This window comes from Streptomyces sp. NPDC005722, assembly GCF_040630935.1.
Taxonomy (GTDB): Bacteria; Actinomycetota; Actinomycetes; order Streptomycetales; family Streptomycetaceae; genus Actinacidiphila.
Genome location: NZ_JBEXYN010000021.1, coordinates 116,488 through 131,106 on the forward strand (window position 1 = coordinate 116,488; position 14,619 = coordinate 131,106).

Annotated in this window: 13 protein-coding genes; 4 read left to right on the forward strand and 9 right to left on the reverse strand. The window is 73.5% G+C overall.

Annotated features, from left to right (window positions below; translation table 11 throughout):
- Positions 1–4: 4 nt before the first annotated feature.
- Genes ABZ479_RS23700 through ABZ479_RS23725 form a run of 6 tightly spaced genes read right to left on the reverse strand, consistent with a single transcriptional unit; the run spans position 5 to position 6,967 of the window.
- Positions 5–1,318 carry a vWA domain-containing protein gene (locus ABZ479_RS23700; RefSeq protein ID WP_500463444.1) on the reverse strand — a complete coding sequence of 438 codons (1,314 nt, stop codon included), beginning with the start codon at positions 1,316–1,318 and terminating at the stop codon, positions 5–7.
- Positions 1,308–2,210, reverse strand: coding sequence for an AAA family ATPase (locus tag ABZ479_RS23705; RefSeq protein ID WP_500463445.1), 903 nt, complete (start codon positions 2,208–2,210; stop codon positions 1,308–1,310). The genes ABZ479_RS23700 and ABZ479_RS23705 overlap by 11 nt, the downstream gene beginning before the upstream one ends.
- Complete coding sequence (locus tag ABZ479_RS23710) at positions 2,207–3,178, reverse strand: XdhC family protein (protein ID WP_500463446.1); 972 nt, start codon at positions 3,176–3,178, stop codon at positions 2,207–2,209. The genes ABZ479_RS23705 and ABZ479_RS23710 overlap by 4 nt, the downstream gene beginning before the upstream one ends.
- A complete protein-coding gene (locus ABZ479_RS23715; protein ID WP_500463447.1) occupies positions 3,175–5,583 on the reverse strand; it encodes an aerobic carbon-monoxide dehydrogenase large subunit in 2,409 nt (802 codons plus the stop codon). The genes ABZ479_RS23710 and ABZ479_RS23715 overlap by 4 nt, the downstream gene beginning before the upstream one ends.
- Positions 5,580–6,080 (reverse strand): (2Fe-2S)-binding protein, encoded by a 501-nt coding sequence (locus ABZ479_RS23720; protein WP_499602898.1) that lies wholly within the window; start codon positions 6,078–6,080, stop codon positions 5,580–5,582. Before ABZ479_RS23720 ends, ABZ479_RS23715 begins: the two co-directional genes overlap by 4 nt.
- Positions 6,077–6,967 carry an FAD binding domain-containing protein gene (locus tag ABZ479_RS23725; RefSeq protein WP_500463448.1) on the reverse strand — a complete coding sequence of 297 codons (891 nt, stop codon included), beginning with the start codon at positions 6,965–6,967 and terminating at the stop codon, positions 6,077–6,079. The genes ABZ479_RS23720 and ABZ479_RS23725 overlap by 4 nt, the downstream gene beginning before the upstream one ends.
- A gap of 158 nt (positions 6,968–7,125) precedes the next feature.
- Here ABZ479_RS23725 and ABZ479_RS23730 point away from each other — a divergent pair, with 158 nt between their 5' ends.
- A complete protein-coding gene (locus ABZ479_RS23730; protein ID WP_499602895.1) occupies positions 7,126–8,085 on the forward strand; it encodes a LysR family transcriptional regulator in 960 nt (319 codons plus the stop codon).
- A gap of 30 nt (positions 8,086–8,115) precedes the next feature.
- Here the strand turns inward: ABZ479_RS23730 and ABZ479_RS23735 are convergent, their stop codons facing one another.
- Positions 8,116–9,804: a substrate-binding domain-containing protein gene (locus ABZ479_RS23735; RefSeq protein WP_500463449.1), complete on the reverse strand. Its 1,689-nt coding sequence runs from the start codon at positions 9,802–9,804 to the stop codon at positions 8,116–8,118.
- Between the two features lie 304 nt (positions 9,805–10,108).
- Between ABZ479_RS23735 and ABZ479_RS23740 the strand changes: the two genes are divergently transcribed.
- Positions 10,109–10,882 carry an SRPBCC family protein gene (locus tag ABZ479_RS23740; protein ID WP_500463450.1) on the forward strand — a complete coding sequence of 258 codons (774 nt, stop codon included), beginning with the start codon at positions 10,109–10,111 and terminating at the stop codon, positions 10,880–10,882.
- Between the two features lie 8 nt (positions 10,883–10,890).
- Complete coding sequence (locus ABZ479_RS23745; protein WP_500463451.1) at positions 10,891–12,003, forward strand: XdhC family protein; 1,113 nt, start codon at positions 10,891–10,893, stop codon at positions 12,001–12,003.
- Positions 12,004–12,083: 80 nt separating this feature from the next.
- Here ABZ479_RS23745 and ABZ479_RS23750 read toward each other — a convergent pair whose 3' ends face one another.
- Positions 12,084–12,650 carry a cysteine hydrolase family protein gene (locus ABZ479_RS23750; RefSeq protein WP_500463452.1) on the reverse strand — a complete coding sequence of 189 codons (567 nt, stop codon included), beginning with the start codon at positions 12,648–12,650 and terminating at the stop codon, positions 12,084–12,086.
- 143 nt (positions 12,651–12,793) lie between these two features.
- On the reverse strand, positions 12,794–13,441 hold the full coding sequence (locus ABZ479_RS23755; RefSeq protein WP_500463453.1) for a cysteine hydrolase family protein: 648 nt from the start codon (positions 13,439–13,441) through the stop codon (positions 12,794–12,796).
- A 430-nt stretch (positions 13,442–13,871) separates the two neighbouring features.
- Between ABZ479_RS23755 and ABZ479_RS23760 the strand changes: the two genes are divergently transcribed.
- Positions 13,872–14,243: a beta/gamma crystallin family protein gene (locus tag ABZ479_RS23760; RefSeq protein WP_500463454.1), complete on the forward strand. Its 372-nt coding sequence runs from the start codon at positions 13,872–13,874 to the stop codon at positions 14,241–14,243.
- Positions 14,244–14,619 lie beyond the last annotated feature (376 nt).

The following is a 14,619-nucleotide window of genomic DNA, read 5'->3' on the forward strand; positions in this document are numbered from 1 at the left end:
TTCCTCATTCCCTTTCTTTTCCCGCCGCACTTCGGCGTGTTCGGGTTCCCCCGCGGTTCGCGCTCCGCTGCCCGTCCCGGTGCGTCCTCCCGCCGATCGCCTCCGCCACCTCCGCGAGCGCGGCGAAGGTGTGGCCGCTGACGAACGCGTCGCAGTGGGGGAGCGCCGCCGCCATGCCGCCGGCGAGCGGGCGGTACCCCGGGGCTGCCTTGCGCGGATTGACCCACACCACACGGTGGGCCAGCCGCCGCAGCCGGGCCGCCTCGCGTCCCACGGCCCGCGGGTCCTCGCCCTCCCACCCGTCGGAGAAGATCACCACGACCGCGCCGCGTGCCATGCCCCGGCGCCCGAACCGGTCGTTGAACTCCGCCAGCGCGTGCCCGATCCGGGTGCCGCCCGACCAGTCGGAGGCCGCGGCCCCGGCCCGGCGCAGCGCCGCGTCCACCCCGTACCGCCCGCTGTGGCGCAGCACCGGTGTGAGCCGGGTCAGGCGGGTGGCGAAGACGAAGGCCTCGGCGGCGACGCCCACCGCCGCCGCGCGGGGGAAGAGCCTGAGGTAGGCACGGGCGTACGGTTCCATCGAGCCCGAGACGTCGCACAGCAGCACCAGCGGGCGGCGCCGCGTCCGGTGGCGCGACCGGGCCAGGCGCACGGGTTCCAGTCCCGTCGCGCGGATCGCGCGCAGCGTGCGGCGCGGGTCCACCCGCCGGCCGTGCGGGTCGGCGTCGCGGCGCCGGGTCCTGCGCAGCGGGGTGTGCAGTGCGATCAGCTCCATCAGCCGGTCCAGGTCGGCCAGTTCCGTGGCCTCCAGGGCGGCGAAGTCCTTGTGCGCGAGGACCTCCGCGGTGCTCCCCAGCGTCGGCACCGTCCCCGTGGGGCCGTCCGCGTCCTCCCCGGTGCGGGAGGTGCCCGCCACCCGTACCGGACCCGCGCCGGCGGGGGGCCGGCCCGGTGCCGTACGGGCGCCGGGTGACGGGGCCCGCACGCCCTCCTCGCCGGCGCCCTGCGGGGCGCCGGGGCGGTCGCCGCGCTCCGCGGGTAGGCCCCCGAGCCCGCCGAAGACGGCCTCGAAGACGCCCTCGAAGGGCGCGATCAGCTCCCGGTCGGTGACGAAGGCGAGCCGCGCCGCCCAGTACAGCGCCTCGCGGTCCACCGGGGGCACCAGCCGCAGCGACCGCAGGAAGCACACCGTCCGGTCGGGGGTGACCGGCAGGCCCGCGCGGCGCAGCGCCTCACCGAGCCGGCCGCCGAACTCGGCCGTGTCGAACCGCGGGAGCGGCGGCCCCACCGGCGGCGCGGACGCCGGTTCAGGCGTCACGGCCGCTGCCCACCAGCCACTCCAGGCCCCGCTCCCGGACCAGTTCCTGGTCCTCCCGGTACTTCAGCAGCGTGCCCAGCGTCGCCCCGGCGGCCTCCGCGTCCAGCCGCCGTACGCCGAGCAGGGCGAGCGCCGCGAGCCAGTCGATGCTCTCGGCGATGCCCGGGGCCTTCTGGATCCCCAGGCCGCGCAGCCGCCGTACCGCCGCCGAGATCGCCTCCGCGAGTTCCGCCGAGGTCCCCGGCACCCGGCGGCGGACGATCCGCACCAGGCGCTCGGGGTCGGGGTAGTCGATCCAGTGGTAGAGGCAGCGGCGCTTCAGGGCGTCGTGCAGATCACGGGTCCGGTTCGAGGTGAGCACCACCACCGGGGGCACCACGGCGCGGACGGTGCCGACCTCCGGGATCGTCACCGCCGACTCGGCCAGCACCTCCAGCAGGAACGCCTCGAAGTCGTCGTCCGCCCTGTCGATCTCGTCGATCAGCAGCACCGCGGGCTCCGGGCCCGGATGGGTGAGCGCGGTCAGCACCGGGCGCCGCAGCAGGTACTCCTCCGTGAACAGGTCGGCCTCGGCCAGCCGTTCGCCGCGCGACTCGGCGAGCCGGATGCCCAGCAGCTGACGCGCGTGGTTCCACTCGTACAGCGCCTCCGCCGCGTCGAGGCCGTCGTAGCACTGCAGCCGAACCAGCGGTCCGCCCAGCACCTCGGCCAGCGCCTTCGCGGCCTCCGTCTTGCCGACCCCGGCCTCGCCCTCCAGCAGCAGCGGCTGCGGCAGCCGCAGCGCCAGGAACAGCGCGGTGACCAGTCCGGGGTCCGCGAGGTAGCCGAGTTGGTCGAGGGCGCGGCGCAGCCCGGCCGGGTCCGGGACGCGCCGCTCGGTGAACGTGCTCACCGCGCCTCCGTGTGGTCACCGCGGCCGGCCTCGAACGCGGTGCGGCAGCCCTCGCAGCAGAACCAGCGGCGTTCGCCCCCGGCGTCGGAGTACGGGGTGCCGGGGACCGCGGCCACCGTCATCCCGCACACGGGGTCGAGCGCGGTGGGCGCGCCCTCCGGGGCCCGCCCGCCCTCCGGCCCGCCGGCGGGCACCGCCGCGGCGGCCGGGTCCCGCCTCCCGTCCCCGCCCCGCACCGAGGCGACCACCTCGGCGAGGATGGACAGCGCGACCTCGCCCGGTGTGCGGGCGTCGATCCACAGGCCCGCCGGCGTCCTGACCGCGTCCCGCTGCTCGCGCGTCAGGTCCAGCCCGCCGACCACCGCCGCCCCGCGCCGCGGGCTGGCCACCAGGCCGACGTACGGCACTCCCGCGCGCACCGCCGCCGTCAGCGCGGCCTCCTCCTCGCGCCCGTGCGAGGCCACGACGACCGCGTGGACGCCGGCGAGCGCCTCCGCGCCGAACCCCCCGGCCGGGGGCCCCGCGACCTCGTAGCCGAGGGCGGGGCCGAAGCCGGTCAGGGCGCGGGCGATGGGCGTGGCGCCCAGTACCAGGACCCGTGGGACGGGACGCCGGGGTTCGAGGAAGATCTCCAGTTCGCCGCCCGACAGGCACGGGTTGCGCAGGCTCAGCGCCCCCTCCTCGGCCTCCGCCGCTCCGGCGGCGTCCTCCTCGGCCGCCTCCGGGGAGATCCGCAGCAGCAGCGCCTCGCCGCTCGCCAGCGTCCGCAGTGCCTGCGCGCGGACCGTCGCCTCCGCGCAGACGCCGCCGACGAACCCCTCGATCCTGCCGTCCTCCAGCACCACGGCGGTGTCGCCGGGGCGCGCGCTCGCCGGGCGGCGGGCGCGCACCACGGTCGCCCGGACGAACGGGACGTGCCGCGCCGTGAGTTCGGCGATCCGCTCGTCCAGCGCCGGGGCCCCGCTCACTGCGGCGCCTCGACCTGGCCGTGCCGCATCGCCTGCCACACCCGGCCGGGCGTGAGCGGCATGTCGGCGTGGCGCACGCCGATCGCGTCCAGCACCGCGTTGACCACCGCCGGGGGCGAGCCGACCGTCGCGGACTCGCCGATGCCCTTGGCGCCGATCGGGTGGTGCGGGGACGGCGTGACGGTGTGCCCCAGCTCCCAGGCCGGCACCTCCAGCGCGGTCGGCAGCAGGTAGTCCATGAAGGAGCCGGACAGGCAGTTGCCGTCCTCGTCGAAGCCGATGAACTCCATCAGGGCCATGCCGACCCCGTCCGCGAGGCCGCCGTGCACCTGCCCCTCGATGATCATGGGGTTGATGCGGGTCCCGCAGTCGTCCACCGCGATGAACCGGCGCACCTTCACCGCGCCTGTGCCCGGGTCGACGTCGACCACGCAGACGTACGCCCCGAACGGGAACGTCAGGTTGGGCGGGTTGTAGACCGTCGTGGCCTCCAGATGGCCCTCGACGCCCTCCGGCAGCTCCAGCGCGCCGTGCGCCGCCAGGGCGATCTCCTGGATCGTCCGGGTCATCGCCGGGTCGCCCTTGACCGACCAGCGGCCCTTGGTCCATTCCAGGTCCTCCGGGGACACCTCCAGCATCGCCCCCGCGATGATCCGCGCCTTGTCGCGCACCTTGCGCGCCACCAGCGCGGCCGCCGCGCCCGACACCGGGGTGGAGCGCGAGCCGTAGGTGCCCAGGCCGAACGGCGTCTGGTCGGTGTCGCCGTGGACGACGTCGATGTCCTCGGGAGGGATGCCCAGTTCCTCGGCGACGATCTGCGCGAACGTCGTCTCGTGGCCCTGGCCCTGCGTCTGCACGCTCAGCCGCACCACGGCCTTGCCGGTGGGGTGGACGCGCAGCTCGCAGCCGTCGGCCATGCCCAGGCCCAGGATGTCCATGTGCTTGCGCGGGCCCGCGCCGACCGTCTCGGTGAAGAACGACAGCCCGATGCCCATCAGTTCGCCGCGCTCGCGCTTCTCCGCCTGTTCACGGCGCAGATCCTCGTACCCCGCGAGGTCCATCGCCTTGCGCAGGCAGGCCGGGTAGTCGCCGGAGTCGTACTCCCAGCCCGTCTTGTTCTGGTAGGGGAACTGCTCGGGCCGCAGCAGGTTGCGCATCCGCAGCTCCGCCGGGTCGGCGCCGAGTTCGGCGGCGAGGCAGTCCACCATGCGCTCGATCAGGTAGACGGCCTCGGTGACGCGGAAGGAGCAGGCGTAGGCCACCCCGCCCGGCGCCTTGTTGGTGTAGACGCCGGTGACCTCGCAGTGCGCGGCCTCGATGTCGTAGGAACCGGTGAAGATGTGGAAGAAGCCCGCCGGGTACTTGGTGGGCTGCGCCGTGGAGTTGAAGGCGCCGTGGTCGGCGAGGACCTTGACGCGCACCCCGAGGATCCGCCCCTCGCGGGTCGCCGCGACCTGCCCGGTCATGTGGTAGTCGCGGGCGAAGGAGGTGCTCATCAGGTTCTCGGAGCGGTCCTCCACCCACTTCACCGGCCGGCCCGTGACGATCGAGCCGACCACCGCGCACACGTAACCGGGGTAGATGCCGACCTTGTTGCCGAACCCGCCGCCGATGTCGGGGGAGATGACCCGGATCTTGTGCTCGGGCAGCCCCGCGACCATCGCGTACAGGGTGCGGTGCGCGTGCGGCGCCTGGGTGGTCGTCCACAGCGTCAGCTTGCCGTCGACGGGGCCCATGGAGGCCACCGCGCCGCAGGTCTCCAGCGGCGCGGGGTGCACACGCGGGTAGAGCATCGTCTGCTCGACGACGACGTCCGCGCCGGCGAACACCTCGTCGGTGGCGGCCCGGTCGCCGGCCTCCCAGTCGAAGATGTGGTTGTCGGTACGGCCCTCCAGGTCGTCGCGGATGACCGGCGCCGCCGGGTCGAGGGCGCGGCGGGCGTCGACGACCGGGTCGAGCGGCTCGTAGTCCACGTCGATCAGCTCGATGGCGTCACGGGCCGCGTAGTGGTCCTCGGCGACGACGAAGGCGACCTCCTGGCCCTGGAAGCGCACCTTGTCGGTGGCGAGCACCGCCTGGGTGTCCATCGACAGCGTCGGCATCCACGCCAGCCCGAGCCCGGCCAGCGTCTCCCCGGTGATCACGGCCTTCACCTTGGGGTGCGCCTCGGCGGCGGAGGTGTCGATGGACACGATCCGGGCGTGCGCGAAGGGGCTGCGCAGCACCGCCCCGTGGAGCATCCCAGGGAGCTTCACGTCGTCCACGTAGCGGCCCTTGCCGCGGACGAAGCGCGGGTCCTCCTTGCGCTTCATCCGGCCGAAGCCGATCGGCCGCTCCTCGGCGGGAGCGGCGGGAGCGGCGGCGGCGGGAGCTGCCGGGCCCGCGGGTTCCTCGACGGTGGTCATGCCTGGCTCCCCGCTTCCTCACGGCCGGCGGACTCGTGGGCGGCGGCCCACCGGATGGCCTTGACGATGTTGAGGTAGCCCGTGCACCGGCACAGCTGCCCCGAGATGGCCTCGCGGACCTCGTCCTCCGTCGGGTCGGGGTTGCGGTCCAGCAGCGCCCGGCCGCTGAGCATCATCCCCGGGGTGCAGAAGCCGCACTGCAGCCCGTGCTCCTCGATGAAGCCCTGCTGCACCGGGTCGAGCCGGTCCCCGTCCGCCAGCCCCTCGACGGTGCGGACCTCATGGCCCTCGGCCATGGCGGCCAGGACCGTGCAGCTCTTGACCGGCTCGCCGTCCATCAGCACCACGCAGGTGCCGCAGTTGCTGGTGTCGCAGCCCCAGTGCGTCCCGGTCAGCTCCAGGTCGTCACGGAGGAAGCGGACGAGCAGATGGCGGGCCTCCACCTCACGGGTGTGGTCCTCGCCGTTGACGTTCACCGTGATCCGCACGTCCGTCATCCCTCCTTCGCGGCCGTGGCCGGGGCGGCGGCCCGGGCGACGGCGCGCCGCAGGGCCCTCTTGGTCAGTTCTCCGGCCAGGTGCCGCTTGTAGTCCGCGCTCCCGCGGCTGTCGGTGACGGGCGAGCAGGTCGCCGACGCCACGCGCCCGGCCTCCTCGACGAGCTCCGGCGACGGCTCACGGCCCTCCAGGAGCCCCTGCACCGCCTCCGCGTGCAGCCCGGCGGCGCCGACCGCCGCCAGACCGACCCCGACGTGCGTCATGCGCCCGCCGTCCAGGCGGAGCGCCACCCCGGCCGCCGCCACCGCCCAGTCGCCGGCCTTGCGCTCCAGCTTCTCGTAGGCGCTGCCGGAGCCCGGCCGTACGGGGAAGCGCACCTCGGTGAGCATCTCCCCGGCGCCGACCGCCGTCTCGTACGGGCCGCGGTGGAAGTCGGCCATGGGGACGGCGCGTTCGCCGTCCGCGCCGCGGATCACGGCCACCGCGTGCAGCGCCGCGCACACCGCCGACAGGTCCTCGGAGGGGTCGGCCTGGCACAGCGAGCCGCCGATGGTGCCGCGGTTGCGGACCGGCGGGTCGGCGATCACCCGCTCGGCGTCGTGGATGATCGGGAAGTGCCGGCCGACCAGCGGCGACTCCAGCAGGGTGCGGTGCCGGGTGAGGGCCCCGACCCGCAGCTCGCCGCCGGTCTCGTCGATGTGGTCGAGTTCGGTGAGGTCGTTGATGTCGACGAGCACCTCCGGCCCGGCCAGACGCAGTTTCATCATGGGGAGCAGGCTGTGCCCTCCCGCGAGGACCCTTGCCTCCTCGCCGAAGCGCCCCAGCAGTTCCAGGGCCTCCTCCACGCTCTGCGCCCGCTGGTACTCGAACGAAGCGGGTACCTGCACGGCACCCTCCTTCCCTGCCCGGACGGTGGACGGTGTGGGTCGTTGCGGGGTGCATGTGGGGGAACACTCGCGCCGCGGACGGGACCGGTCAACGGCAACTGAAGAGAATGGTTAATACGGACTGCGACAGTTGACGCTCGAACAGATGTAATGTCCCCATGACGCTCACGCAGTTGCGGGCCTTCGTCGCCGTGGCCCGGCTGGGATCGGTCAAGGCCGCCGCCGAGTCGCTGGGCGTCACCGAGCCCGCCGTCTCCGGGGCCGTCGCGGCGCTCCGCCGCGAACTGGGCGACGTCCTGTTCATCCGCTCCGGCGGCGGCATCAGCCTGACCCCCGGCGGCCAGCGCCTCGCCGCGGGGGCCGCCGAGATCGTCGGCCTGGCCGAGGAGACCCGCCACCGGGTGCGGCAGGCCAGCGCCGGCACCGCCCAACTGCGCGTCGCCTCCACCGAGACCGGCGCCGAGCAGGTGCTCCCCGCCCTGCTCGCGGCCTTCGGGCGGCGCCAGCCCGACCTGGACGCCGACACCCTCGCGGTGCCCGTCGGGGTCTTCGGCGAACTCCTCAGGGACCGCAGGGCCGACGTCACGATCGGGCCCGCACCCGCGGCGCACCCGGCGATCGAGTCCGTGCCCTTCCTCCGCTTCCAGCTGGTCGTCGTCGCGGCGCCCGGTCACCCGCTGCGGCAGCAGTCCCGCATCGCGCCCGGCCGGCTCAGCCGCGAGCCCTGGCTCCTCGGCCCCGCCGGCATGGACCCCGACACCCTCGCCGGCGCCCTCCTCTCCCGCATCGGCGTCGACCCCGCCAAGGCCACCGCCTTCCCGAGCGTGACCGCCTCGCTCAACGCCGTCGCCGCGGGCGACGGGGTGACGCTGGCCCTGCTGCACGTCGTGCGCGAGGAGCTGCGCCGCTCCCACCTCGTCGTCCTCGACGTCCTCGGCCTGCCCGTCAACGGCATGCTCTACGCGAGCACGCTCGCCCCGGACCGCCGCTCCGCCGTCGCCGCCGCGCTGTGCCGGTTCGTCACGACCCCCGCCGCCACCCAGGCCCTGCTGGCCCGCTCCAACGGCGTCCCGCTGACGGAGTTCCGGCCGCCCGTCCACGTCACCCTCTGGAGCTGACCCGCCGCCGCCCCCGCGCGTCGGCGCGCGTCAGCCGTCACCGCACTTCATCGCCTCCACCCGGGAGTCCTCCAGCTCCCGGCAGGGCAGGAAGCCCCGGCCCTCGAGGAGCTTGGAGACGCCGCGGCTGCGCAGGAAGTCGAGGAAGGCGCGGGTGATCCCGGTCGCGTCCTCGCGGGTGTAGAGGACCTCGGAGGCCCAGAAGGGGTAGTCGCCGGCGAGCACGCTCTCCCTCGTGGGCGCCGTGCCGTTGACCGGGACGGTCCGGACGTGCGGGAAGAAGGGCAGGGCGTCGGCCTCGGCGTAACCGACGGCGTTCTTCGTGCGGTTGACGTAGTCCAGCAGTTCCATCGTGGACCCGACGGAGCAGAACCTCGGGGCGTTCGCGGCGCCCTTGCCGTCGGCCCCGTCGGTCCCGTCTGCCCCGTCATTGCTCCGCTCGGGGACCGGGCAGGGGGAGGCGGGCGTGGTGGGGCGCGTGCCGAGCACCCGCTCCTCGAAGACGTCCCGGGTCCCGGAGCCTTCCGCGCGGACGACCACCACGGGCGGCTGCTCGAACCGCTCGTCGGCGTCGTCCACCGTGCCTCCGGCGAACACCTGCCGCAGCTCCTCCTGGGTCAGCCCGCGGTCCCACAGCTCAGGGTCGTCGGAAAGATCCTCGTTGGCCACGACGGCGAAGACGAGCACCCCGACGTGGTGGCCGTCGAGCCCCTTCTCCGGCGGCTGCCCGGGCACGGTGTCCACCATGGCGATGGTCTCGTCGGCCGGGGTGGCCCGCAGCTTCGCCAGTCCCTGGCGGCTGCCGGTCGCCTCGAGCGACACCCTGGCCCCCGTGCAGCGTTCCTCGTACGACTCCTTGACCTGGTGGGCGAGGGGGGAGAAGGCGGTCGACCCGGCCACGGTGAGCTCACTGCCGGAGCAGGTGGCGTTCAGCGCGAGGCTCCGGTTGTTCGCGTAGGTGCCCGCGCCCAGGCTCAAGGCCGCCACCAGCATCACCACGATGCCGGCCGCCCACCGGCGCCTGGCCCGGCCCGCGGTCCGTTTGATGCGCCCGCCGCGTACCTTCCCGCCCGCGGTGATCTTGGGCGGCTTGGCCGAGGAGCCGTTCCGGCTGTCCTCCAGGAGCACCAGCAGGCGGAAGCGGTCGCGCCGGTTGAGGGTGAACAGCGGCAGGGTGATCGTGTCCGTACGCGGCAGGGCGTCCTCGGCGGCGGACTGCCGGACGGCGGGGCCGGAGTCGGCCCCGGCGGGGTGGGCGGTGGCCCCGGCGGGGTGGGCGCCGGCTGGGGAGGCGTCGGCCGGCACCGGGGCGGACTGCGCGGGCACCCGCGGCCGCAGGGCCGTCTCCAGCGTCTCGTTGGCGTCCCGGACCTTGAAGTGCACGACCTTCCGGCCCGCGAAGGTGAAGGTCAGCGGCCCCGGGAAGTGCTCCGGTTCGAGCGTCTGCACCCCCGAGTTGCGGACCTCCAGGATGACCAGGCTGCCCTCGCTGATCTGCTGGCCCTGCCAGTGGATCTCCCACATCCCGGGCGGCGGCTGGTTGTTGATGTGCTTGTTGATGGGCCCGTTGTAGACCTCGCTCCAGCTGATGCGCCGCCAGCCCTGGTAGCGGTCCAGCCAGAAGGCCACGACGCTGGCGCTGACGGCGCAGACCACGGCGCCCGCCCACATCTGCCCGTCGCTCAGCCCGCCGAAGAAGTCGGCGATCGTGTCGAACACTCCCGTCCCCCTGCCCGAGTGCCGTCCCGGAAGGAACGAATGATCGGCAACGGAGGCTCATGGGACGCCACGGCACGCTGTACGGCGTGTGAACAGGCCCCCAACAGCGTGACGGTCCGTCAATTGCCGTGCGCTGCAACCCGTTCCGCCGGTCCGGGACACCGCGGAGGCGGTCCGGCCCAGGAAGCCGGTGTCTTAAGCGAACGCTGAACTGCGCGTTGACGGCCCGCGGCGTCGGGCCCAAGGTGTGGGCACCGTCCGGGACCGCCGGCGACGCCCCCACCGGAAGAGAGGTCTGCCCTCGATGGACTTCACCAACGAGTTCCGAGTGAGCCTGCCGCCGGACCAGGCCTGGGCGCTGCTCACCGATGTCGAGCGCATCGCGCCCTGCATGCCGGGCGCCCAGCTCACCGGGCGGGACGGCGACACGTACACCGGGCTGGTGAAGGTGAAGGTCGGCCCGGTGACCGTCCAGTACAAGGGCACCGCCGCCTTCGAGGAGCAGGACCCCGGCAGCCGGACGGCGGTGCTGCGGGCACGCGGGCGCGACGCCCGCGGGCAGGGGAACGCGGACGCGCGCATCACCGCGCGGCTGGTGCCCGACGGCGAATCGACGCTGGTGACGGTCGGGACCAAGCTGACGATCACCGGCAAGGTCGCGCAGTTCGGCAAGGGCATGATCGAGGAGGTCAGCCGGAAGCTGCTCGGGCAGTTCGTGGAGGCCCTGGAACGGCAACTGGCGCAGGAGCGCGCCCCGGAGCCGGCGACGGTCGGCGGGGGCGAGGCCGCGGCCTCGGTCCCGGCTGCGACTGCGGCGCCGTCTCCGTCCGCGGCCGCGGGAGACGTCGCGGAAGGCGAGGCGCAGGGCGAGCCCCGGCATGACGCGGACGGCGCGCCGCCGCCACCGGAGCCGTCCCCCGAACCAGCGCCCGAACCGGCACCCGCCCCGGTGCGGACCACACCGGAGCCCGAGCCGATCGACCTCATGGGCGTCGCCAGGGGCGCCGTGCTCAAGCGGGCGATCCCGGCCGCCGTCGCGGTGGTCGTGGTGGTCCTGCTCGTCGTCTGGCTCGTCTGAGGCCCGCGATGCGTGAGCTGGCCGGCCCCCTCCGCTCCTGGTACGAGGAGGGACGCACCGTCGGACTCGCCACCGTCGTCGCGGCCTACCGCAGCGCGCCCCGTCCCCCGGGCGCGGCGATGGCGGTGTCCGCCGGGGGCGAGGTCGCCGGGAGCGTGTCCGGCGGCTGCGTCGAAGCCGCCGTGTACGAGGTGGCGCGCGAGGTCGTCCGTACGATGACGCCGCAACTGCACCAGTACGGGATCAGTGACGACGACGCCTTCGCCGTCGGTCTCACCTGCGGCGGCACCATCGACGTCTTCGTCGAGCCGGTCTCCCCGGCCGGCTTCCCCGAACTGCCCGCCGTCCTCGACGACATGGCGGAGGGCCGGGCCGTCGCCGTGGCCACGACCGTCTCCGGCCCCGGCACCGGCACACGCCTGGTGGTACGCCCCCAGGGACGCTCGGGCGGGCTCGGCTCCGCCGCACTGGACGACGCCGTCACCGACGACGCCCGCGCCATGCTGGCCCGCGGCACGAGCGGGCTGCGCCGCCACGGCGATCGGCGGGTCTTCGTCCGTTCCTACGCGCCGCCGCCCCGTCTGCTGGTCTTCGGCGCCACGGACTTCGCCGCCGCCCTCGCCCGGCAGGGCGCGCTCCTCGGCCACCGGGTCACGGTCTGCGACGCACGCCCGGTGTTCACCACTGCGGCCCGCTTCCCCGACGCCCACGAGGTCGTCGTCGCCTGGCCGCACCGCTACCTCGCGGCGGAGTCGGAGGCCGGCCGCGTCGACGCCCGCACGATGGTGGCCGTGCTCACCCACGACCCGAAGTTCGACGTACCGCTGCTGGAGGTGGCGCTCCGGCTGCCGTTCCTGGGGTTCGTCGGGGCGATGGGCTCCCGGCGCACCCACGAGGACCGCCTCGAACGGCTCCGGCGAGCGGGCCTGACCGAATCCGAACTCGCGCGCCTGAGTTCGCCGATCGGGCTCGACATCGGCGCCCTGACCCCGCAGGAGACGGCGGTGTCCATCGCCGCCGAGATCATCGCGGGGCGGCGCGGCGGCTCAGGGTCCCCGCTCAGCGGCACGGCGGGACCGATCCACGCCGCGGCGGTCCACGCAGGCCACGGCGCCCTCTGACGGGCCGCCGTCCGCCCGGTCCGCTCGGCGTGCGCCGCACGCACGGCCCACGCCGAGGCGAACCGTAGGGCCCGGCGGGCTCAGCCCGCGTCGGCCGCCGCGAACGAGACCTCGGCGGTGTCGAGCGTGCCGCCACGGCGCCCGGGGGCGTTCTGGTGCTTCCAGTAGAGGTTGGTGTGCGCGATCACCTGCTCCGGCCCGGGCGCCCCGTACGAGCTGAGGTCCTCCGTGGTGTGCGCGTCGCCGACGAGGGTGACGTCGTAGCCGCGGACGAGCCCCCCGTGCAGGGTCGAGCGGATGCACGCGTCGGTCTGGGCGCCCGTCACGACCAGCCGGCCCACGCCGCGGTCCGCGAGCACCGCCTCCAGCTCGGTGTCCTCGAAGGAGTCGCCGTAGAGCTTGTGGATCAGCGGCTCCGACTCCTCACGCACGAGCTCCGGCACGTACTGCCAGCCCTCGCTGCCCTTCTCGAGGTCCTCGTCCGAGTGCTGCACCCAGATCACCGGCACGTCCTCGGCCCGCGCCTTGCCGATCAGGGTGTTGATGTTCGCGATGACGTCGTCCCGGTTGTGGGAGCCGGTCACCACCCCGTTCTGCACGTCGATGACGAGCAGCGCGGTGTTCGGACGGTCGGAAAGGGTCGTCATGGGACTTCCAGTCTCTCGTCGCGGTTCCTGGTCGTCCCCACCCTAGGCGGCCCCACTGACAATCCGTCCCCGAGCGGCCCGGCCCGGGGCTTACGGCCCAGACGCACCGTGCGGATCGGCGTCGCCTCTGGTGCGCGGCCGCCTCAGTGCATCCTGTCGATCACTTCGTCCGTCGACAGCAACGCATGGGCGAAGAAGCCGTAGTTGATGATCGCCGCCTGGTAGCCGTCGCCCCAGACCGGGTGCCGGGGCCCGGCCGTCGCGTCCCTGACCACGGCGACCTCGAATCCCTCCTCGATGAGGTGACGCATGTGGGACTCGACGCACATGTTCGCCAGCATCCCGCCGAGGATGATCCTCTGCATTCCGCGTTTGCGCAGTTGCAGTGCCAGGTCGTTGCTTTCCGGTCCGAACACCTTGTGCGGGCTGGCAACGACTGTTTTGCCGTCCTCGATGTAGGGCTTGAACCTCTCCAGCCAGTCCGCCCCGGAGTTCCGGAACCCGGTCAGATCGAGCTGGCCCGACCGCGCGAACGTGTGTGTCTCCAACTCGTTCGTCTCGAGCGGCCCGTTCATTCGCCACCCGTTGTCCGTCGGGTAGAAGTAGTGGGGCGAGATGAAGACCTCGTACCCGCCCTTCTTCGCCGCCTCGAAGATCCTCTCCATGTTCTCGACGGTCATGTTCTCCGTGACGCTCGCCCCCACCGCGTCCCAGTTCGCTCCGTCCTTGCTCAGAACGTCGTTCTGTGGGTCAATGAACACGACCGCCGTGTCGGCCCTGTCTATTTCCACCTGCCGCTCCTCACGCGATGACGGGCCACCGGTGCGACAGGCATCCGCGGGCGGATGCCTGTCCGGAGCGCTTCCGATCCGGTGGCGAGGGGCCTGTGCCGCGGGCCGGTGCGGACTTCCGGCACCGAGCAGCAGCATTCCACTCGGTGCGCCCCGGAGCCTGTGCTCCGAAGAGGCGCTGTCCCGGCGATTCGGCCCTCGGTTCCACCTTGCCCCATCGTGAGGCTTTCCGCACGGGGTGAATTGCTGCGCACGGGAAACCGGCCCTGCCCACCGCACGAGGCCCCCGTGTGGTCCTTTCGGGCCAATCCTGCGCGCCACCCGACGTGACCCGCTCGTACGCTCGAACGGGTCCCCAGTCCGTGACGCCGAAACGCGGCGTGGGCCGGTTGCCCTGGCAACAGTGCCGAGAAGTCAGGAGCGCTGCCGCATGGCGAAGGCAAACGACCGATCGCAGCTCGGATTCGGCTTTGAACAGCGCATCCGCGAGGGGGTCACCCTTTCGTTGAGTTCCTTCATCGACGGGAAGAGCCTCTCCGATTCATCCGTACCCAGGGTCTTCGAGCACCACGACTTCGGAGGGCGGGCCGCGGAGCTCGAGGCGGGCACGTACACCGTGCTCACCGATGAGCAGGTCGGTGACGACGTCATCAGCTCGGTGCGGGTCCCGGCCGGATGGAAGGTCACCCTCTACACCGATCCCGGCCTGAAGGGGCGTTCGCTGGTCCTGACGTCCGACCTCGCCCGCTTCGACGGTGAGTTCAACGACAGGGTCTCCTCGATCAAGGTCGAGAAGGGCTGAGTCCGACCGACCGGCCCCCGGCCAGGCACCGCTCCCCTCAGGCTTTGCCGTCGTTGCGGAGGTCGTCCCAGGACGGCCTCGCTCCGCGCAGGAGCCACAGCCGCCGTCGAACGTTGAGCATCGGCCGACTCCTGGTCATGTGCCGGTCTCGGCACCGGCCCAAGTCGACCACCCCTGCACCGGACTCGTGTCCGACGCCGGTTCGACGTGCGGCGCTCCATCGAGCCCGCGGCCGTGGTCGTGGGACCGTGCGCGGGGTCCGGGGGCCGTGTCGTAGTGCCGTCCGGGTGCCCCGTTCCACGAATGGCCCAGCCGGTCGCTCGTCAACTGGACCACACGTCCTGGGCGCCGGCTGCCTAGGCTCGACACGAATGCT

Bases quoted from the DNA above. Each gene is read 5' to 3' on its own strand.
- ABZ479_RS23750 (WP_500463452.1), bottom strand. From the start codon at position 12,650: ATGACGACCCTTTCCGACCGTCCGAACACCGCGCTGCTCGTCATCGAC.
- ABZ479_RS23740 (WP_500463450.1), top strand. From the start codon at position 10,109: ATGGACTTCACCAACGAGTTCCGAGTGAGCCTGCCGCCGGACCAGGCC.
- ABZ479_RS23720 (WP_499602898.1), bottom strand. From the start codon at position 6,080: ATGACGGACGTGCGGATCACGGTGAACGTCAACGGCGAGGACCACACC.
- ABZ479_RS23760 (WP_500463454.1), top strand. From the start codon at position 13,872: ATGGCGAAGGCAAACGACCGATCGCAGCTCGGATTCGGCTTTGAACAG.
- ABZ479_RS23730 (WP_499602895.1), top strand. From the start codon at position 7,126: ATGACGCTCACGCAGTTGCGGGCCTTCGTCGCCGTGGCCCGGCTGGGA.
- ABZ479_RS23745 (WP_500463451.1), top strand. From the start codon at position 10,891: ATGCGTGAGCTGGCCGGCCCCCTCCGCTCCTGGTACGAGGAGGGACGC.
- ABZ479_RS23715 (WP_500463447.1), bottom strand. From the start codon at position 5,583: ATGACCACCGTCGAGGAACCCGCGGGCCCGGCAGCTCCCGCCGCCGCC.